Here is a 17682-nt window from a genome sequence, read left to right on the forward strand (position 1 = left end):
GTGAAGCAATATCCAGCGGGCGCTTCCACTCGAAAGAACTTGCTCAATTGTTGCCGCCCGATTAAGGACTGCTGAAAATCCGAAGAGTTTGGAAAATACGCATGCAGATCGAGATCCCCTGCCCCAAATGCAGGAATACCAGAATGAAATTCGAACGCCCTGAGCCGTTGGACACAGACATCCTGACTTGCTTCACCTGCGGGCATGAGCTCGGTACTCTTGGGTCGGTGAAGGCTAAGATGCTGGCTGCCTTCGAGCGCATGAAGACGCAGGCCCCACCGCGCAAACACTGATCGCTGCGTCTAAGCGGTCAAAGCTATACGGCCTTCAATGGCTGAAACGCGACAGCTCGAATAATCCGGCATGGAGAAATGCGGCGTCTCAAAGGGCGTCGCGTGGGTAGCGGTGATGACGGCAACATCCGCGCCGGCAGCCTCCCCTGCCAGGATTCCGGCTACTGCATCTTCGAAGACCAAGCACTTGGACGGGTCGACGCCGAGCCTGCTCGCGCCCAGGAGGTAGCATTCCGGGCTCGGTTTTCCAGCGGCGACCTCCTCGCCACTAACGATAACCGCTGGCATTGGTATACCCGCTGCCGCCATCCGCCGTCGGGCGAGCACAATCGGTGCCGACGTCACAATAGCCCATTTCTCAGGCGGCAGGCTGTTCAGCAAGGCGACTGCGCCGGGGATGGGAATGACACCTTCGACGTCTTCCATTTCCTCATCAAGAAGTTGCTTTGCCTCGCGATCGGCGTCGACCCCGGGCAACGCGAGCTGGCGGATCACATCGACGGCACGTATGCCGTGGATCGTCTTGAGAAAGACCTCGGGTTCGAGCCCGTGCCGCAGCGCCCAGCCACTCCACACACGTTCAACCACCGCGATCGAGTTCAGCAAGGTGCCATCCATGTCGAACAGAAAAGCATCATAGGATTTGCCAAGAACTGAATGAGACGCGGTCACCGGGAGTTTCCTTGATTTGATATCTAGATCGCTGCACGGCTAAGGCAGCCTGCGTCTCTCGCAAGAGACGGAAACCGAATGGCGGCTGCAGGTTAATTGATCAACGAACCTGATCCAACAGGCGTTTGCACTCGAGCAGGTCGTAGAGCGCCTCCTGCAGGAGCGCACGATCCTCCTTGCCGACGCTCGATTTGCCAATCGACACTTCTGGCGATTCCTCTTCGCCCCCGACGAAGTTGAAGAATCGGCGCGTGATCGGCGGCTTGGCTCGGCCGACGACCTGATCTTCGTCGGAAAGGCCTACCCGCGGATCGTCGGAATCACCGCTATCCTGCTGGCCACCGGTCAGCGCCTGGACGCTGGCAAGATCGCCATGACCGATCGCGATGACAAACTTGTTGCCATTCGTCTTCAGGAGCTTCTGCACGCCTTTGATCGTGTAACCGTGATCGTAAAGCAGATGGCGTATGCCTTTGAGCAGGTCGATGTCTTCCGGCCGGTAGTAACGACGGCCACCGCCGCGCTTCATCGGCTTGATCTGTGGAAACCGCGTTTCCCAGAAGCGCAGGACATGCTGCGGAAGGTCGAGGTCGTCCGCCACTTCGCTGATGGTGCGGAAAGCATCCGGGCTTTTATCCAACATCCTAACTCCCTACGCGACCACCTGGCGCGCCGCAGGTCGCGCGGTCGCAAGCGAGACGCAACCGCATCCCACCAGCGACGAACCAAGCCGCGACTCACCATATTTCAACGGTTTGACGCCTTGAATTCAAGTCACGTTTGAAATACCGCACAGGTCACTGACTGAAAGGTAGAGCCAATCCTGCAGTTGCCGGAAATTCGGCCTTGCGCGGACACCATCAGGATGCCGGATTGGCGACCTTTAGCTTGGTCTTGCGCAGCGTGTGGGCCTTCAGTATCCGCGTCTTCAGGACATTCGATGCCTTGAAAGTCATGACGCGACGGGGAGAAATCGGCACTTCCTCGCCGGTCTTCGGATTGCGCCCAATGCGCTCGTTCTTGTCGCGCACCTGGAAGGTTGCAAATGACGACAGCTTGACGGTCTCGCCGCGAACGATCGCGTTGCAGATCTCGTCTATGACAGTTTCCACGAGCTCGGCAGATTCGGTTCTCGAAAGACCGACCTTGCGAAAAACCGATTCAGCCAGGTCTGCTCGCGTCACTGTCTTTCCGGTCATGGTTTCCCCGCCCATTTGCCAATTATTATGAAAGAGAACAAAGAGTATTTGTCTTGCGCCTTACGGTCAAGCTCTTGTTCGTCGGTAGTTTTTTAGGATTTTAGGATTACCAGCGCAGAAGCACGGCGCCCCAGGTGAAGCCGCCGCCCATCGCTTCCAGCATCACCAGATCGCCCTTCTTGATACGGCCGTCACCGGCAGCCGTCGCAAGTGCGAGGGGAATGGAGGCCGCAGACGTATTGCCGTGCAGATCTACCGTGACGACGACCTTTTCCGGAGCGATGTGGAGCTTCTTGGCCGAACCGTCGATAATCCGGCGGTTGGCCTGATGCGGGACGAGCCAGTCAAGATCATCCGCCGTCGTTCCGGTTGCATGGAACGCTGCCTCGATAACATCAGTGATCATCCCGACGGCATACTTGAAGACCTCCCGGCCCTCCATGCGCAGCTTGCCGACCGATCCGGTGGTCGATGGTCCACCGTCGACATAGAGCTTGTCCTTGTGGGAACCATCGGAGCGCAGATGCGCCGTCAGCACTCCACGGTCCGCTGTCGTGCCTTCCCCTTCGGACGCTTCCAGCACGATTGCGCCTGCGCCATCTCCGAAAAGCACGCAGGTCGTGCGGTCGTTCCAGTCCAGGATGCGTGAGAAGGTTTCCGCGCCGATAACCAATACGTGCTTTGCCAAACCACCGCGAATATAGACATCGGCCGTCGTGACTGCGTAGACGAAGCCGGAGCACACTGCCTGAACGTCGAAGGCGAAGCCATGCGTCATGCCAAGCCGGTTCTGAATGTTGACGGCGGTTGCCGGAAACGTATTGTCCGGGGTCGATGTGGCACAGATAATGAGATCGATGTCGGCCACCGTCAGTCCAGCCTTGTCGAGCGCAGCGCGCGCGGCAGCCTCGCCAAGAGAGGACGTCGTCTCGTCATCGCCCGCTATATAACGCTGGCGGATACCGGTGCGCTGTACAATCCATTCATCGGAAGTGTCTACGACATCCTCCATGTCGCGATTGGTCATAACGCGCTTCGGAAGTGCGGCTCCGAACCCGCGAACCACTGAACGGATCATATTCATCAAACCCTGTCGCTCACGCGGCTTCCGGCCCGATCGGGGGCTGTCGCTTGGCGTGATACTCTTGAAGATCTTTTTCTATTTTCTGATTGAGGCCATTCTTGGCCATGTCATAGCCGACCTCGATGGCAGCGGCGATGCCCTCCGCGTTGGCGCCGCCGTGGCTCTTTATGACGACACCGTTCAAGCCGAGGAAGACACCGCCATTGACCTTGCTGGGATCCATTTTCTCCCGGAGCATGTCGAAAGCACCCTTGGCGAACAGGTAGCCTATCCTGGCCAGCAGCGTCCGTGACATTGCCGCGCGCAGATATTCAGCAATCTGCCGCGCCGTACCTTCGGCCGCCTTCAGCGCAATGTTGCCGGCGAAGCCTTCCGTGACGACGACGTCAACGGTTCCCTTGCCAAGGTCGTTGCCCTCGACAAAGCCGAAATATTCCAGCGAATGCAGATTGGCCTCGCGAAGCAAACGGCCGGCTTCCTTGACCTCTTCCTGCCCCTTGACCTCCTCGACACCGACGTTCAGCAGGCCGATGGTCGGGCGCTCGATCTCGAACAGAGCCCGCGCCATCGCGCCGCCCATCAGCGCAAAGTCCATCAACTGCTGGGAGTCCGCGCCAATCGTCGCGCCGACGTCCAGCACGATGCTCTCGCCCTTTAGCGTCGGCCAGATTGCAGCGATCGCCGGTCGCTCGATGCTGGCCATCGTGCGCAGGCAGAACTTCGCCATGGCCATCAAGGCACCAGTATTGCCGGCCGAGACCGCGACGTCCGCTTCCTTGGTTTTTACCGCCTCGATCGAACGCCACATGGTGGAGATGTAGCGGCCGCGGCGCAACGCCTGGCTCGGCTTCTCATCCATCCGTACAGCCAGCTCGCAATCATGGAAAACCGATCTTTCCTTCAGCTTCGGGAAGCTGTCGAGAACGGGCTCGCACTGCTCCTTCAAACCGTACATCACGAACGAAATGTCCGGATGCCTTTCCAGCGCCTTGGCAGCGCCCGGGATGACGACCTGGGGGCCATAGTCGCCACCCATGAGGTCGAGAGAAATTCTGATCACGCGTCCCTGATCCTTGCTTTTCGCCTCAGAGGGCAAAATTTCGGCCAAAATACCGGTTTTCCCGTCGCTTACAACTGAATTGTGTCAAATCCCCAATGGGGTTCAGTCCTTTTTCCAATCCTTCAGCACGGCGAAGGCGGATGGCTTTTTATCGTTCTCTCCGGTGTCTTCTATGTGACTGCCGAACTCGACGCCGGCTTTGCGAGGATAAGGATCTATGCCAAGCGCCGCGAATTCGGCGACAACCTCCCCGACGTCGATTGTGTCACCAGAAAAACTCTCCGGCAGGTCAGGACCATCGGGATCAAGGACCATTTCACCCGTGTCGTTAGCGGGTTTGCGTGCCAGTTTCGAATTCTCGGGTACAAAGATTTGCTCGAAGCTTTCGTCGATCTCAGACGGAACAGGCCCGAGCGTGACGATGCAGGATTGAACAATCTTCGCGCTCACCTTGCCCTTGACCCGAATACCATCCCGCTTCCAGCGCGCAATCTCAAGGTCGGCGCTCAGATCGTTCACGGAAACAACGTTCCAGCTCTTCGCAAGCGCCTCCAGCTCCTTCTTGTCGGCTTCAACGTGCACCTCGACCGGGTTGGCCGAGATATGGCCCACTTTCACGAGATAGGAGAAGGGCACGTCATCTCTTGAGTTCTTCATCATCCACTCCTCACGCTGCTTTTGGAAGTGTCGCAGATCCGGTCGCAACGATTTCCTCGGACTGGGCCGAAAGATGCGCTTCTGCCTGAAACATCCAGTCCGCGAGAGCCTTCATGTCGACGGCTTCCGTCGCTTTCGGGTGAATGTTGCGGCCCAGTGCGACAGCCAAGCTTTCGACATCGGTCGCGTCCATCGCCTTTGAATAGGCTTCCAGGCGACCGTAAAACATCCCGGCAAGCTTCTTCATGCGCTTCGGAATGCTGTTGTCGCCAATGCCGAGCTCACGGATCGAATAGTCGATATCCTCAAAAAAGGCATCGACGATTTCCTGCGCGATCTCCTGCCCGCTCGTTGCAGATGTACGTGTGCGGCGAAAGAACAGGATCATTACCAGGGACAGCATTTCGAACCGGCCCATGACCGTGTCCGGTACATTCATTCGCTCATAGAATTCCGGCATGCGCGCAGCCGACGTCAGTACCGAGTACTGACGTTCCACGATTGCCTTATTGTTGTTTTTCTTGCCAAAGAGCCCGAAGATCATTGTTTTTTCCGGAAAGCCCATATTCTTCGCGCCAAGCTGCGTTGGGCCTTGTTGCATGATTTCGAAAGCTGGTTTACCGAAGCAGGCGCGAATTGCAATGCCGAACGTGGCCACTTTCGGGACAGCGTCTTTACAGGCCTGCGCGTGGGCGAATGGGGGTTCGACCGTGGAATGGCCACAATGGTTTTGCATCAGCGCTCTTGGGCCGATGGCTGCTATTGATATTTCAAGGGAGTAGATGTCGTTGAAGAAACGGTATTTCAAGTCTGACAAAAAATTCCTCAGCAATGCCGCCATTGCCATCATGATCGCTTCAGCCGGGCTCTCGGGCTGCCAGACGGGTACGGTTCTCAACGGTGGATATGTCGCCGACGAGCAGTCATTAAATCTCGTCCCGGAGGGATCGAGCCGCGAGCAGGTTCTCTTGTCTCTCGGCACTCCGTCCACAACAGCGACGTTCGACACCGAGGTCTTCTATTACATTTCGCAGCGCCGCGAACGCTCCATGGCCTTCCAGAAGCTGAAGGTCGTCGATCAGAGTGTCCTTGCTATCTATTTCGACAAGGACGGCGTCGTATCGCGTCGCGCGAACTATACGCTCAAGGATGGCCAGGTCTTCGACACCATTACCCGCGTAACGCCGACGGGCGGCAAGGATCTCACCTTCCTTCAGCAGCTCCTGTCCGGCGGCAGTGCGGCGAACGCGGCCAAGGGCCTCTTCGGCGGCGGCGCAACGCAGCCGGCCTCGCCACAGAATCCGGCCAGCTTGCGCTAATACCGGGACAACACATCTCAAACAAAAACCCGCCGGATCGCTCCGGCGGGCTCTTTATTGGGCGCTCGTGCGTGATCAGGCCAGGACGGCGAGAAGCAGCAGCGCGACGATGTTGGTGATCTTGATTGCAGGGTTGACGGCAGGACCTGCCGTATCCTTGTAGGGGTCACCGACGGTGTCGCCGGTCACCGATGCCTTGTGAGCGTCGGAGCCTTTCAGGTGTCTAACACCATCCTTGTCAACGAAACCGTCTTCAAACGACTTCTTGGCATTGTCCCAAGCTCCGCCGCCTGAGGTCATCGAGATCGCAACGAACAGGCCGTTGATGATCACGCCGAGCAGCGATGCGCCGAGTGCCGCAAATGCGGATGCCTTGGAGCCGGAGATGACCAAAACGCCGAAGTAGACCACGATCGGCGCCAGCACCGGCAACAGCGACGGCAGGATCATTTCGCGGATCGCAGCCTTCGTGAGCAGGTCGACAGCCCGACCGTAGTCCGGCTTTTCCGTGCCCTGCATGATACCCGGCTTTTCCTTGAACTGCCTGCGCACCTCCTCGACAATCGCGCCGGCGGCGCGACCGACGGCGGTCATCGCGATGCCGCCGAAGAGGTACGGAATCAGCCCACCGAACAGAAGACCGGCCACGACGTAGGGATTTGAAAGGTCAAACGAGATTTGCCCCACATCTGCGAAGTATGGGTACTTGTCACCGTTTGCCGCAAAGTATTTGAGGTCGTTCGAATAGGCAGCGAACAGGACCAGTGCACCGAGGCCTGCGGAACCGATAGCATAGCCTTTCGTCACCGCCTTCGTCGTATTGCCGACAGCGTCGAGCGCATCCGTCGACTTACGAACCTCCGGCGGCAGATGCGACATCTCGGCGATACCGCCGGCGTTGTCGGTCACCGGGCCGAAAGCGTCCAGTGCGACGATCATGCCGGCAATGCCGAGCATCGCGGTAACGGCAATGCCGGTACCAAAGAGACCGCCGAGCTGATAGGTCGCCAGAATCCCGCCAACGATGACGATAGCCGGAAGCGCGGTCGATTCGAGTGACACCGCCAGCCCCTGAATGACATTGGTGCCGTGGCCGGTTACCGATGCCTGCGCAATGGAATTGACCGGGCGCTTGTTCGTCCCCGTATAGTATTCTGTGATCACAACGATCAGTGCGGTGACGATGAGACCGACCAGACCGCAAAGGAACAGGCGGGTGCCAGTGACATCAGCGCCGTCGACAATGCCGATGGAGCCCCAGCCAATGGTCAGCGACGTCGCTGCGCCGAGGCCGATGATCGACAACAGGCCCGTCACGATCAGGCCCTTGTAGAGAGCACCCATGATCGAGCCATTGCTGCCCAATTTGACGAAGAACGTGCCGATGATCGAGGTGATGATGCAGGCGCCGCAGATCGCAAGCGGATAGATCATCGCGGACTGCAGGATCGGGGCTCCCGCGAAGAAGATCGCGGCCAGAACCATCGTGGCGACGACGGAAACGGCATAGGTTTCGAAGAGGTCGGCAGCCATACCGGCGCAATCGCCAACGTTATCGCCGACATTGTCCGCGATCGTCGCCGGGTTGCGCGGATCATCCTCCGGAATGCCTGCCTCGACTTTACCGACGAGGTCGCCGCCGACGTCAGCACCCTTGGTGAAGATACCGCCACCGAGACGGGCGAAGATCGAGATCAACGACGCGCCGAAACCGAGCGATACGAGGGAATCGATAACTTCGCGCGAACCGGCCTCGTGACCGAGGATGGCGGTCAGTACGTAATAGTAGATGGAGACCCCGAGCAAAGCGAGACCGGCCACCAGAAGCCCGGTGATGGCACCCGACTTGAAAGCAATTTCAAGTCCTGCGGCAAGGCTGTGAGACGCTGCCTGAGCCGTGCGCACGTTGGCACGGACCGAGACGTGCATGCCGATGAATCCGGCGGCCCCCGAAAGGACGGCGCCGATCAGGAAGCCGATTGCAGCTGTGCCGGAGAGAAGCAGCCAGGCTGCGATGAAGACAACGATACCAACGATGGCAATGGTTTTGTACTGGCGCAACAGGTATGCCTGCGCGCCTTCGCGGATATAGCCCGCGATCTCCTGCATGCGGCTATTGCCCTGATCAGCGGCCAGCACCGACCGGGTTGCCCAGATGGCATAAACCACCGAGAGCAGACCGCATGCTATTACGCATAAAAGAATGGTCATTTCGCTCTTTCCTCCAAAAAAGCCGGAGCTCACTCCCTCTCCGGCTGCGAACACGCCGACTCGATTTCCTCCCACAGAAATGCTGCAACGCGGGGTGGAGATTGCTTTGAGGAAAACGGCGCGTCAAGCCCGCAAAGGCTGAAAACCCTTGCGGAGCAACGGGAAAGACGGAATTGCTATTGTAGAGGTCGGGTCAACTGACCAAGCGCAAGGCTTACTTCTTGGCTTCGCCTCGAACCTGCTTTGCAATGCGGTCAAGAACCGCATTGACGAGCTTCGGCTCATCGTCGCTGAAGAAGGCCTGCGCAATCTCGACATACTCTGTGACGATGACCGCGACGGGGACGTCCTTGCGTTCGATGAGTTCGAAGACACCCGCGCGCAGGATAGCACGCACGGTGCTGTCGAGGCGCGACAGCGCCCAATCGTCCTGCAGGGCAGACGCGATCAACGGATCAAGACGAAGCTGCTCGCGCACCACACCCGAAACGATCGACCGGAACCAGGAGGCGTCCGCCTTTAGGTAGGTCTCGCCGTCGATCTCCTGGCCGAGCCGATGTGCTTCGTATTCGGCGACAATCTCGAGAACACCAGTGCCGCCGATATCCATCTGATAGAGCGCCTGAACGGCAGCAAGGCGCGCAGCACCCCGCTGGTTCGCAGTCTTGACCGGACGCTCCGAGTTTTCGTTGGTCATTCGCTATGCACCCAATTTCTTCTTCAGCTCAATCATCGTGAGAGCTGCACGGGCAGCAAACCCGCCCTTGTCTTTGTCAGAGCGGCGAACGCGCGCCCAAGCCTGCTCGTCATTTTCGACTGTCAGGATACCATTGCCTATGGCAAGGGACTCGCTGACAGCGAGATCCATCAATGCACGCGAGGATTCATTTGATACGATATCGAAGTGGTAAGTCTCGCCGCGAATGACCATGCCAAGCGCTACATAGCCATCGTAGTTCGTGCCTTCATTATCCGCTCCGTCGAGCGCCATGGCAATTGCCGCCGGAATCTCGAGTGCGCCGGGCACTGTCACGACGTCGTAAGTCGCTCCACCGTCCTTCAAGGCAAAGGTCGCCCCCTCGAGAAGGGCATCAGCCATGTCGTCATAGAAGCGAGCTTCGACGATCAAAATATGGGGAGCGGTTTCTCGCGCCATGCTTCACCTTCAATTCTAGAGGACCTAGCCGTTCGGCAGGTCGCGGTCAAAACACGCCTTCAATCGAATGGCAAGCAAATTCCGATCATGGCTCAAATGCAAAATCGCAAATCACCGCAACGGAATAGCCGCCGTACTTTGCCGGCAATTTGGAGACAACCGTGCAACGCCTCGAAAGTGGCGAACAGAAGGCGCCGAGACTAAACAATTTGTAATTAAAGTTCAGCTGTTTACCTATTGATTGACTGCGTTTGAGACGCCAACTCCAATCGGTAACGCCGACGATCCCTGCCAGACAGGCGACCGTCCCCAGCAGATGAAAGGATACCCCATGAATCGCGTTGCCGCTATCGCTTCCGCGGTTTCCGTTCTTGCTTTCCCCGACGGCAGCCACGCAGAAGCCTCGGGGATGAACGCCCGCAATATCGAACATACACTTCGCACCTTCGATGGCACCGACTTCGATGTCCGGCGTATCTCCCATCACGCCGATCAGCACGGCGTGGGTATGTCGCCGCACTTCAAAGGCCGCAGTGTCGAAGAGGTTTACAGAATCCAGGTCGCTATTGCTGCCAACCGGCCACTCGCCCGCCGGCTTCGGGAGCGCGGCGTGAGTGTAAGAACCATCTTCAATGCCGACCAATCCGGGGATGGAAGCATCACCCTGTATTATCTTTAGGCGAAGGGGCGGCAGCAAAACTGCCGCCCAGAGAACGAGAATCCGCAGTTGTATTTTTCATGGGAATGATGCCTCTTCTGGGAAAACAGGAGGCACGGAATGACCAAAACTGCAAAGCCCGTCGTCAATGTGGCCGATCTGGAACTCGAATACTGGAAGCAGGGTGAGTTGTACGAGAGCGCGGACACCTCGTTCGGGGCTCTTCTCGGTCTTGCCGGTCTAGGCATCAGTTACAATGAAGTGCCGCCGGGGAAAGCGAGCTGCCCGTTTCACAATCACCACGTCGAGGATGAAGCATTCTTCATAATCGACGGTAGCGGCGAATACCGCTTAGGTCCCGAGCGTTTCGCGATCAGCAAGGGCGACATGCTGGGTGCGCCCGCCGGCGGCCAAGAAACCGCGCACCAGATCATCAACACCGGATCGACACCGCTGGTCTATCTCGGCCTCTCAACCATGGCGAAAACCGAGATCGTCGAGTATCCCGATTCTGGAAAGTTCCTCGCCAAGACCACCCACGTAGGGGAACAGCCTCATCGGTTTCGCTTCATGGCGAGGGAAAACGAAAGCCTGGACTACTGGGACGGCGAGCCGAAGGCATGACACGCCTTGCCGAGATCCATTGACATGGCGACTATTCCCACAATTGAAACCGACCGATTGATACTGCGCCCGCATAGGCTTGATGACTTCGAAGAGTATCAGACGATGTGGAGCGACGATGCTGTCGTGCGCTTCATCAGCGGTGTTCCGTCTACGCGCGAACAGTCCTGGGCCCGCTTGTTGCGCGCTGCCGGGATGTGGCACCATCTGGGCTTCGGCTTTCTCGCAATCGAGGAGAAGGTCAGTGGTCGCTTCATCGGCGAAGCGGGATTTCTCGAGATGAAGCGCGATATGCGCCCTCTCAGTACCGAAGGCACATTGGAAACGGGCTGGGCTCTCGTTCCGGAGGCTCAGGGCAAGGGTTATGCACTGGAAGCGCTGCAGGCACTGATCTGCTGGGCGGACACGCGTTTTCCGTCGAAGCCAATGACGTGCATTATCGATCCTTCGAATGCAGCATCACTCCGCCTTGCCCATAAGCTCGGCTTTGGGGAAGCCAGGCGCACCCACTACAATGGAGAGGTCATTATGCTTTCGCGGCCGGGAATTCTGCCAACCTAGCGGCATACCGCGCCATGGTATCAACTTCGAAGTTGACGAGGTCGCCCGCCTTGCGCTCGCCCCAAGTCGTCACCTCGAGCGTGTGGCGAATGATAAGCACGTCGAAGTCGGTGCCATCGACCGCATTTACCGTCAGCGATGTGCCATCCAAGGCAATCGATCCCTTGGGCGCGACGAACTTTGCAAGGTGTTCCGGTGCCCGCAGGCGGAAGCGTGTAGCGTCGCCCTCCTCCGTAACGGCGAGGATTTCGGCTTTTCCATCGACGTGGCCGGAGACAATGTGACCGCCAAGTTCGTCGCCGATCTTCAGCGATCGCTCAAGATTGATCTGGCTACCCCGCTCCCACGTGCCGATGGTGGTCAGGCGCAGCGCCTCTTCCCAGGCCTCGACTTCAAACCAGCGGCCGTTGCTGCCTTGGCTCGGCAGGCCGGTCACTGTCAGGCAGATACCGGAATGAGAGATCGATGCGCCCATGTCTATTGTCGTGGGGTCATAGGCCGTCGCGACGCGCAACTTGATGCCCTCTTTCAACGGCGAGACGGACTCGACCGTGCCAACGTCGGTAACAATTCCGGTAAACATCAAACTTCTCTTTCGTATTCGTCCAGACGATCATCGCCAAAATTGAATGTGGCGACATGGGCAAAGCCGACTGGCATATCGGTCTTCGAAACGGGCGATTCAATACCGCCCTCTCCTATTGTGGCTGGCCCCTGATAGAGCAGGATGCGGTCCACGTAGCCTGAATCCAGGAATAGTTTCGCCGTGTTGGCTCCGCCTTCGATGACGAGTGAGGAAACGCCCCGCGAGGCGAGAGCCGAAAGAAGTTCGTCGGGGCGATAGGGATTGCATTGGACGACTTCGGCACCGGCTGCATCGAGCGCCGCGCGCCTCGCGAGGAAAGCCACATCATCACTATCGCCAAAGCCAGGCGGTTCAGCCGCGACAACAACCAGTGGAACATCCTTGGCCGTCCTGACCAGCTTGCTTTGCAACGGCAGGGAAAGACGCTCGTCAAGCACAATGCGCAGCGGTGACCGCTCTTCAAGACCGTGTGTGCGGACGGTCAGTAGTGGATCATCCGCTATCGCCGTGCCGATACCAACAAGGATCGCGTCGGATTCGGCGCGGAGTTTCTGGACGTCAGCGCGAGCGGCGGCGCCAGTGATGGCAACCTGCCCTTCGCCCTGCCTCCCGATCATGCCGTCAGCAGAAACGGCAAGTTTGAGAGTCACATACGGCCGTTTCCTTGTCTGTCGCATGAGGTATCCGGCGAGCGAACGCTTCCCCTCTTCTTCCAGAACTCCAGTATCGACCTCGATCCCGGCATCGCGCAGCATGGCGATACCTCTGCCAGAGACACGCGGATCCGGATCGGTCACGCTGACGACGACGCGACCGATGCCAGAGGCAATCAAGGCCTCTGAACAGGGTGGTGTTTTGCCATAATGCGAACACGGCTCGAGGGTGACATAGGCGGTTGCGCCACGGGCTAGCTCGCCGGCCGCGGCAAGCGCCTGCGGCTCGGCGTGCGGACGACCGCCAATGGCTGTGGTGCCCTCTCCGACAATCTTTCCGTCGCGGACGATGACACAGCCGACAGAGGGATTGATGGATGTCTGGCCGAGATGCAGGAGACCGAGGCGGATCGCCTCCTGCATGAAATGCGCGTCGTCGGGCGAAGCGCTCATCGGTCAGGTATCCAGCGGATCGCGCGCGATCTTGGCGTTGATTTCCGAGATGACATTCTCGAAGTCCTCGGCATGAGAGAAATCACGATAGACCGATGCATAGCGGACGAAGCCGACATCATCGAGGCTCTTCAACGATTCCAGCACCTGAAGGCCGATCTGCTCGGAACTGATCTCGACCTCGCCCGAGCTTTCAAGGCGGCGGACGATGCCGGAGACGGCACGTTCAATGCGGTCGCGGTCAACCGGACGCTTGCGCAGGGCGATCTCGAAAGAGCGCACCAGCTTGTCGCGGTCGAACGGCACCTTTCGGCCGGTCTTCTTGACGACCATCAACTCGCGCAGTTGCACTCGCTCGAACGTCGTGAAGCGGCCACCACAGTCGGGACAGATACGCCTGCGGCGGATGGACGTGTTGTCCTCCGCCGGGCGTGAATCCTTGACCTGTGTGTCTTCCGATCCGCAGAATGGGCAGCGCATCCGCTATCCTTAACCCAGGTAGTCGTACATTGGGAAGCGACCGGTGAGGTTCGTCACCTTGCCTCTCACAGCGGCTTCGACGCCGGCGTTGCCTTCGTCGGAGTTGGCAGCCTTCAGGCCATCGAGAACCTCGACGATGAGGTTGCCGATTTCCTTGAATTCCGCTTCCTTGAAGCCACGCGTCGTGCCGGCCGGCGTGCCGAGGCGGACGCCAGAAGTGACGAACGGCTTTTCAGGGTCGAACGGGATGCCGTTCTTGTTGCAGGTGATGTAGGCACGGCCGAGCGCCGCTTCGGCGCGCTTGCCGGTCGCGTTCTTCTTGCGAAGATCAACCAGCATCAGGTGGTTGTCGGTGCCGCCGGAGACGACGTCGAGGCCGCCTGCGATCAGTGTCTCGGCAAGGGCCTTGGCGTTCTTGACGATCTGCGCGGCGTAGTCCTTGAAGTCCGGCTGAAGCGCCTCGCCAAAGGCAACGGCCTTCGCAGCGATGATGTGCATGAGCGGACCACCCTGGAGACCCGGGAAGACGGCCGAGTTGAACTTCTTGGCCAGCGCCTCGTCGTTCGTGAGGATCACGCCACCGCGCGGACCGCGCAGCGACTTGTGGGTCGTGGTGGTGGCAACGTGGCAATGCGGGAACGGCGACGGATGCTGGCCGCCGGCGACGAGACCAGCGATGTGGGCCATATCGACCATGAGATATGCGCCAACGGAGTCGGCGATCTCGCGGAAACGCTTCCAGTCCCAGATACGGGAGTAAGCGGTGCCGCCAGCGATGATGAGCTTCGGCTTGGTTTCCTCTGCCTTGCGCGCAACTTCATCCATGTCGAGAAGATTGTCGCCTTCACGAACGCCGTAGGAAACGACGTTGAACCACTTGCCGGACATGTTGACAGGCGAGCCGTGCGTCAGGTGACCACCGGAATTGAGGTCGAGACCCATGAAGGTGTCGCCCGGCTGCAGCAGCGCCAGGAACACGGCCTGGTTCATTTGGCTACCGGAGTTCGGCTGAACGTTGGCGAAGTTGACGCCGAAGAGCTTCTTGGCGCGTTCGATCGCGAGTTCTTCAGCGATATCGACGAACTGGCAGCCGCCATAGTACCGCTTGCCCGGATATCCCTCGGCGTACTTGTTGGTCATGATGGAGCCCTGGGCTTCCAGAACTGCACGGGAAACGATGTTTTCCGAGGCAATCAGTTCGATCTCATGCCGCTGGCGGCCAAGCTCCTTTTCGATCGCACCGAAAATTTCCGGATCGGTATCGGCGAGCGAGCGATTGAAGAAGGTCTGGGTGGAAGCATTTGTCATGGCCGGGCTCCTCAACTGGAATGCGCGAAGGTATTAGCCTTCCGCCCTGTCTAGGGCAATACGAAGAACGACATTTGCTGGGCAATCTACGCGCAACAAAAAACCGCGCCGGAAAAGCGCGGTTTTCAAAGCAAATACGCTGGCCGATGGCCTTACTGGACCGGCTGCTCGGTCGTTGCCGTCGTGTCGAGCGCCAGTTCGGCATTGCCGTCCATCTGATAGATATCGTCGCGGAACTGCACGACGCCATCCGGCATGCCCCATGCCGAGATGTAGACGAAATACACCGGCACTTCTTCGGAAAGCTTGATCGGCGTGTTGACGCGGGTGGTGATGACCTGCTCCATCTGCTGACGCGACCAGGGCGGAGTGTCGCGAAGCAGCCAGTTCGTCAGGTCGCGGACATTCTGGACACGGACACAACCCGACGATTCAAAACGCATGAGCTTGTTGAACAGACCCTGTTGCGGCGTGTCATGCATATACTCGCCGTTCTTGTTGTAGAAGTTGATTTTCGTCGACGCCATGGCGTTGATCTTGCCAGGATCCTGCCGGAACATCAGGTTCGGTGCCTTCTCCGCATTCCAGTCGATCGTTTCCGGCGGTACCTCGTTGCCCTTGCCGTCGATCAGTCGAATGGCATTTCTCTCAAGATAGGTCGGGTCCTTGCGCATCAGCGGAACGATGTCCTTCTCGACGATCGAGCGCGGCGCGGTCCAGTAGGGATTGAGGATGACCTCATAGATCTTCGAGTTCACGAGATGCGTTGGGCGGCTGATGCGGCCGACAACCGCTGCATGGCGCGTTGCAACACTGCCGTCCTCGACCGCTTCCACATAGGCAGCAGGAATGTTGACCATGACGTGGCGACGTCCGAGCTCTTCCGGGAAGGTCTGCAGGCGAATGGCGTTTGTGTTCAGTTGCTGCAAGCGAACGTCAGCCGGGACGTTCATAGCCTTAAGCGTGAATTCGCCGATGACGCCATCGGACGGAAGGCCGTGGCGTGCCTGAAAGCGCTTCACCGCACCATCAACATAAGAGTCGAATGCGGACGACATGCCTGCTTCGCGCGGCAGGTCACCGCTGATGGCAAGACGCTGACGCAAAGCCTGCACGGACGGATCGGTGACGCCGAGCTGGAGGCGCTGCTCCCCCGGATTGACCTGTGGCCAGCCGCCGGCGGACGCGATCTGCTGATACTGCCCAATTGCCTGCTGTATGCTGCCAACCGACTGCGGCCCGAGGATCGGCGTATTGGAAACGACCGCCGTCGCGGTACGGGAAGCGGCTTTCGCGTCGAACTGATCGTCCCAGTCCCCACGCTCGGGCGCATTGATAAGCGAATCGATTGCCGACTGCGCGAATGCCGGCGCAGCCAATGCGCTCGCACCTACCATTGCCGCCGACGTCAGAAACGCCCGGCGGGAGAAAGATTCAGTTCCGATTTTTTTCGACATTCATCCCAACCACTAAAATGCCGCCGCTTGAGAGACCGCCGGCCTTTGCGCTATCCCTGCGAGAACGCAGATCCCTATCGTCCGTTGCAACGACGCATAACAAATTGCGCTACCGGCCCTCACATGATTGCAAGCAGGAAGCGCGAGGTTACCCAACCCCCGATTTGAGAGGCGCCATTTGCTGTGTATTTTCGCTGACATGCCAATATGGCCAATTCGTGTCACTCGCGCAGAACGCAACCGCCAGTGGCAAGCAACCCGGAAAACCGACCTTATCGCCCATAAACTGTGGCGTTCAATAGCGGCTAAAAAGCGACTCGAACACAGGTGATTACGGTTGCCTGCCATGCGTTGCAAAGATGCCACGCCGACCCACGAGCACCGGGCGCGCGTGTTACTCACGCCAATGTTCGGCCACCCATGGCGTCGGCCTTATGTAGTGACGAAGATAGCGAAACAGCGACTTGTTGCGTCGCCGCGCAGGGTCGAACATATGCAGAATGTGATCGAGCGGCGGCGCAGCCTTCCCCTTCAGTCCAAAGCGCCCCTCGACCGCGAACTGCGGATGAAAGTCGCGCGGGAAAAGGATCACTCGGGCACTGCCGGGTAGACGCGGCGTGAGGAGATAGTTCAGGGGAAATGGCCAGCGGCAATCCTGCCTGAAATGCAAAACCCAACGCCGCGGAAAGAACTTCACCCCGCCTGGGGCGTTGCGTGTGACGAAACGCTGCTCGAATTCGTATTTGTCGGCGACGCCTTGCGGATCGGCGCGAAACTTTTCCTGAAGGGGAATAAGCTTGCCGACAGGAAAGCGGAAGAGCGAGGTCTGCCCGAGGCGTTCGAACGGCGTTGTCTGATTGCGTGTCAGGATGACGTCATCGGGTTCGCCGAGCTCGAAAAACGAATCGAGTGAACCGACGATCACCAGATCGAGATCCAGAAAGAGAACCGGGCCGCTGAGGCTGCCAAGTTTTGGACCCCAAAGACGTCCCTTTGGCCAGATGCCCTTGGTCTTGACCGGCATGTTCTCAACGTTCAGCGGCGGCAGGTCCTCGCATAAAATCTCCGGATTCAAGTCGCTCCGGTCGTCGGTAAAGCAGGTGAAGGTGAAAGGCGGCGTGATGTTCCGCTTCACCATAGCATACAGTCGGTTGATGAACGGAGCGCCGTACTTGGTGCCCCAACTGATGCAGATCACCTGCTTGACGCCGCCGCTTGCGGCCAGAACGCTTGCCACTATTTTCCGCCACT

General features: G+C 58.7%; 21 protein-coding genes. 4 read left to right on the forward strand and 17 right to left on the reverse strand.

The annotated features are described in order from the left end of the window. Positions 1-143 precede the first annotated feature (143 nt). On the forward strand, positions 144-293 hold the full coding sequence (locus tag ASC90_RS29280) for a hypothetical protein (RefSeq protein ID WP_200950866.1): 150 nt from the start codon (positions 144-146) through the stop codon (positions 291-293). A gap of 9 nt (positions 294-302) precedes the next feature. On the opposite strand, the gene ASC90_RS08505 is transcribed toward ASC90_RS29280, so the two are convergent. The 7 genes from ASC90_RS08505 to ASC90_RS08535 all read right to left on the reverse strand — a co-directional run bounded on the left by ASC90_RS08505 (position 303) and on the right by ASC90_RS08535 (position 5566). After that, positions 303-965: an HAD family hydrolase gene (locus ASC90_RS08505; protein ID WP_056538247.1), complete on the reverse strand. Its 663-nt coding sequence runs from the start codon at positions 963-965 to the stop codon at positions 303-305. Positions 966-1065: 100 nt separating this feature from the next. Beyond that, complete coding sequence (locus ASC90_RS08510) at positions 1066-1608, reverse strand: MerR family transcriptional regulator (RefSeq protein ID WP_056538250.1); 543 nt, start codon at positions 1606-1608, stop codon at positions 1066-1068. A 217-nt stretch (positions 1609-1825) separates the two neighbouring features. After that, a complete protein-coding gene (locus ASC90_RS08515) occupies positions 1826-2164 on the reverse strand; it encodes an integration host factor subunit alpha (RefSeq protein WP_056538253.1) in 339 nt (112 codons plus the stop codon). Between the two features lie 106 nt (positions 2165-2270). Continuing rightward, the gene (locus ASC90_RS08520) at positions 2271-3242 is read right to left on the reverse strand and encodes a beta-ketoacyl-ACP synthase III (RefSeq protein ID WP_056538387.1); all 972 of its coding nucleotides are present in this window, start codon (positions 3240-3242) and stop codon (positions 2271-2273) included. 19 nt (positions 3243-3261) lie between these two features. Beyond that, positions 3262-4308, reverse strand: coding sequence for a phosphate acyltransferase PlsX (plsX, locus tag ASC90_RS08525; RefSeq protein WP_056538391.1), 1047 nt, complete (start codon positions 4306-4308; stop codon positions 3262-3264). 102 nt (positions 4309-4410) lie between these two features. After that, on the reverse strand, positions 4411-4965 hold the full coding sequence (locus tag ASC90_RS08530) for a DUF177 domain-containing protein (RefSeq protein WP_056538393.1): 555 nt from the start codon (positions 4963-4965) through the stop codon (positions 4411-4413). A gap of 10 nt (positions 4966-4975) precedes the next feature. After that, the gene (locus tag ASC90_RS08535; RefSeq protein ID WP_200950867.1) at positions 4976-5566 is read right to left on the reverse strand and encodes a ubiquinol-cytochrome C chaperone family protein; all 591 of its coding nucleotides are present in this window, start codon (positions 5564-5566) and stop codon (positions 4976-4978) included. 181 nt (positions 5567-5747) lie between these two features. Between ASC90_RS08535 and ASC90_RS08540 the strand changes: the two genes are divergently transcribed. Further along, positions 5748-6284 (forward strand): outer membrane protein assembly factor BamE, encoded by a 537-nt coding sequence (locus tag ASC90_RS08540; protein WP_056538257.1) that lies wholly within the window; start codon positions 5748-5750, stop codon positions 6282-6284. A gap of 75 nt (positions 6285-6359) precedes the next feature. Here ASC90_RS08540 and ASC90_RS08545 read toward each other — a convergent pair whose 3' ends face one another. From ASC90_RS08545 to ASC90_RS28715, 4 genes are all read right to left on the reverse strand, one after another. After that, positions 6360-8495, reverse strand: a complete 2136-nt coding sequence (locus ASC90_RS08545; protein WP_056538260.1) for a sodium-translocating pyrophosphatase — start codon at positions 8493-8495, stop codon at positions 6360-6362. A 214-nt stretch (positions 8496-8709) separates the two neighbouring features. Next, the gene (gene nusB / locus ASC90_RS08550; RefSeq protein WP_056538262.1) at positions 8710-9192 is read right to left on the reverse strand and encodes a transcription antitermination factor NusB; all 483 of its coding nucleotides are present in this window, start codon (positions 9190-9192) and stop codon (positions 8710-8712) included. Between the two features lie 3 nt (positions 9193-9195). Next, on the reverse strand, positions 9196-9651 hold the full coding sequence (ribH, locus tag ASC90_RS08555; RefSeq protein WP_056538265.1) for a 6,7-dimethyl-8-ribityllumazine synthase: 456 nt from the start codon (positions 9649-9651) through the stop codon (positions 9196-9198). A gap of 85 nt (positions 9652-9736) precedes the next feature. Next, positions 9737-10348 (reverse strand): hypothetical protein, encoded by a 612-nt coding sequence (locus ASC90_RS28715; protein WP_156392882.1) that lies wholly within the window; start codon positions 10346-10348, stop codon positions 9737-9739. Between the two features lie 81 nt (positions 10349-10429). Between ASC90_RS28715 and ASC90_RS08565 the strand changes: the two genes are divergently transcribed. Next, the gene (locus ASC90_RS08565; RefSeq protein ID WP_056538269.1) at positions 10430-10933 is read left to right on the forward strand and encodes a cupin domain-containing protein; all 504 of its coding nucleotides are present in this window, start codon (positions 10430-10432) and stop codon (positions 10931-10933) included. 24 nt (positions 10934-10957) lie between these two features. Next, positions 10958-11494 (forward strand): GNAT family N-acetyltransferase, encoded by a 537-nt coding sequence (locus tag ASC90_RS08570; protein WP_056538272.1) that lies wholly within the window; start codon positions 10958-10960, stop codon positions 11492-11494. Here ASC90_RS08570 and ASC90_RS08575 read toward each other — a convergent pair. From ASC90_RS08575 to ASC90_RS08600, 6 genes are all read right to left on the reverse strand, one after another. After that, positions 11460-12077: a riboflavin synthase gene (locus ASC90_RS08575; protein ID WP_056538276.1), complete on the reverse strand. Its 618-nt coding sequence runs from the start codon at positions 12075-12077 to the stop codon at positions 11460-11462. The two genes, ASC90_RS08570 and ASC90_RS08575, sit on opposite strands and share 35 nt — an antisense overlap. Next, a complete protein-coding gene (gene ribD / locus ASC90_RS08580; protein WP_056538279.1) occupies positions 12077-13186 on the reverse strand; it encodes a bifunctional diaminohydroxyphosphoribosylaminopyrimidine deaminase/5-amino-6-(5-phosphoribosylamino)uracil reductase RibD in 1110 nt (369 codons plus the stop codon). Before ribD ends, ASC90_RS08575 begins: the two co-directional genes overlap by 1 nt. Before the next feature lie 3 nt (positions 13187-13189). Continuing rightward, a complete protein-coding gene (nrdR, locus tag ASC90_RS08585) occupies positions 13190-13666 on the reverse strand; it encodes a transcriptional regulator NrdR (RefSeq protein WP_056538282.1) in 477 nt (158 codons plus the stop codon). Positions 13667-13675: 9 nt separating this feature from the next. Beyond that, a complete protein-coding gene (glyA, locus tag ASC90_RS08590; RefSeq protein ID WP_056538285.1) occupies positions 13676-14974 on the reverse strand; it encodes a serine hydroxymethyltransferase in 1299 nt (432 codons plus the stop codon). Positions 14975-15126: 152 nt separating this feature from the next. Next, positions 15127-16431 carry a L,D-transpeptidase family protein gene (locus tag ASC90_RS08595; RefSeq protein ID WP_056538289.1) on the reverse strand — a complete coding sequence of 435 codons (1305 nt, stop codon included), beginning with the start codon at positions 16429-16431 and terminating at the stop codon, positions 15127-15129. Between the two features lie 394 nt (positions 16432-16825). Next, positions 16826-17671, reverse strand: a complete 846-nt coding sequence (locus tag ASC90_RS08600; protein ID WP_056538292.1) for a hypothetical protein — start codon at positions 17669-17671, stop codon at positions 16826-16828. Between the last annotated feature and the right edge of the window lie 11 nt (positions 17672-17682).

The sequence above is a fragment of the Rhizobium sp. Root1220 genome, assembly GCF_001426265.1.
Taxonomy (GTDB): domain Bacteria; phylum Pseudomonadota; class Alphaproteobacteria; order Rhizobiales; family Rhizobiaceae; genus Rhizobium.

What these genes read in the sequence shown, in the direction of transcription:
- ribD (WP_056538279.1), bottom strand. Translation starts at nt 13,186, where the DNA reads ATGAGCGCTTCGCCCGACGACGCGCATTTCATGCAGGAGGCGATCCGC.
- ASC90_RS08570 (WP_056538272.1), top strand. Translation starts at nt 10,958, where the DNA reads ATGGCGACTATTCCCACAATTGAAACCGACCGATTGATACTGCGCCCG.
- ribH (WP_056538265.1), bottom strand. Translation starts at nt 9,651, where the DNA reads ATGGCGCGAGAAACCGCTCCCCATATTTTGATCGTCGAAGCTCGCTTC.
- glyA (WP_056538285.1), bottom strand. Translation starts at nt 14,974, where the DNA reads ATGACAAATGCTTCCACCCAGACCTTCTTCAATCGCTCGCTCGCCGAT.
- ASC90_RS08575 (WP_056538276.1), bottom strand. Translation starts at nt 12,077, where the DNA reads ATGTTTACCGGAATTGTTACCGACGTTGGCACGGTCGAGTCCGTCTCG.
- ASC90_RS08510 (WP_056538250.1), bottom strand. Translation starts at nt 1,608, where the DNA reads ATGTTGGATAAAAGCCCGGATGCTTTCCGCACCATCAGCGAAGTGGCG.
- nusB (WP_056538262.1), bottom strand. Translation starts at nt 9,192, where the DNA reads ATGACCAACGAAAACTCGGAGCGTCCGGTCAAGACTGCGAACCAGCGG.
- ASC90_RS08535 (WP_200950867.1), bottom strand. Translation starts at nt 5,566, where the DNA reads ATGCAACAAGGCCCAACGCAGCTTGGCGCGAAGAATATGGGCTTTCCG.
- ASC90_RS08540 (WP_056538257.1), top strand. Translation starts at nt 5,748, where the DNA reads ATGTCGTTGAAGAAACGGTATTTCAAGTCTGACAAAAAATTCCTCAGC.
- ASC90_RS08515 (WP_056538253.1), bottom strand. Translation starts at nt 2,164, where the DNA reads ATGACCGGAAAGACAGTGACGCGAGCAGACCTGGCTGAATCGGTTTTT.
- ASC90_RS08520 (WP_056538387.1), bottom strand. Translation starts at nt 3,242, where the DNA reads ATGATCCGTTCAGTGGTTCGCGGGTTCGGAGCCGCACTTCCGAAGCGC.
- ASC90_RS08545 (WP_056538260.1), bottom strand. Translation starts at nt 8,495, where the DNA reads ATGACCATTCTTTTATGCGTAATAGCATGCGGTCTGCTCTCGGTGGTT.
- ASC90_RS08595 (WP_056538289.1), bottom strand. Translation starts at nt 16,431, where the DNA reads ATGTCGAAAAAAATCGGAACTGAATCTTTCTCCCGCCGGGCGTTTCTG.
- ASC90_RS08565 (WP_056538269.1), top strand. Translation starts at nt 10,430, where the DNA reads ATGACCAAAACTGCAAAGCCCGTCGTCAATGTGGCCGATCTGGAACTC.
- nrdR (WP_056538282.1), bottom strand. Translation starts at nt 13,666, where the DNA reads ATGCGCTGCCCATTCTGCGGATCGGAAGACACACAGGTCAAGGATTCA.
- ASC90_RS29280 (WP_200950866.1), top strand. Translation starts at nt 144, where the DNA reads ATGAAATTCGAACGCCCTGAGCCGTTGGACACAGACATCCTGACTTGC.
- ASC90_RS08530 (WP_056538393.1), bottom strand. Translation starts at nt 4,965, where the DNA reads ATGAAGAACTCAAGAGATGACGTGCCCTTCTCCTATCTCGTGAAAGTG.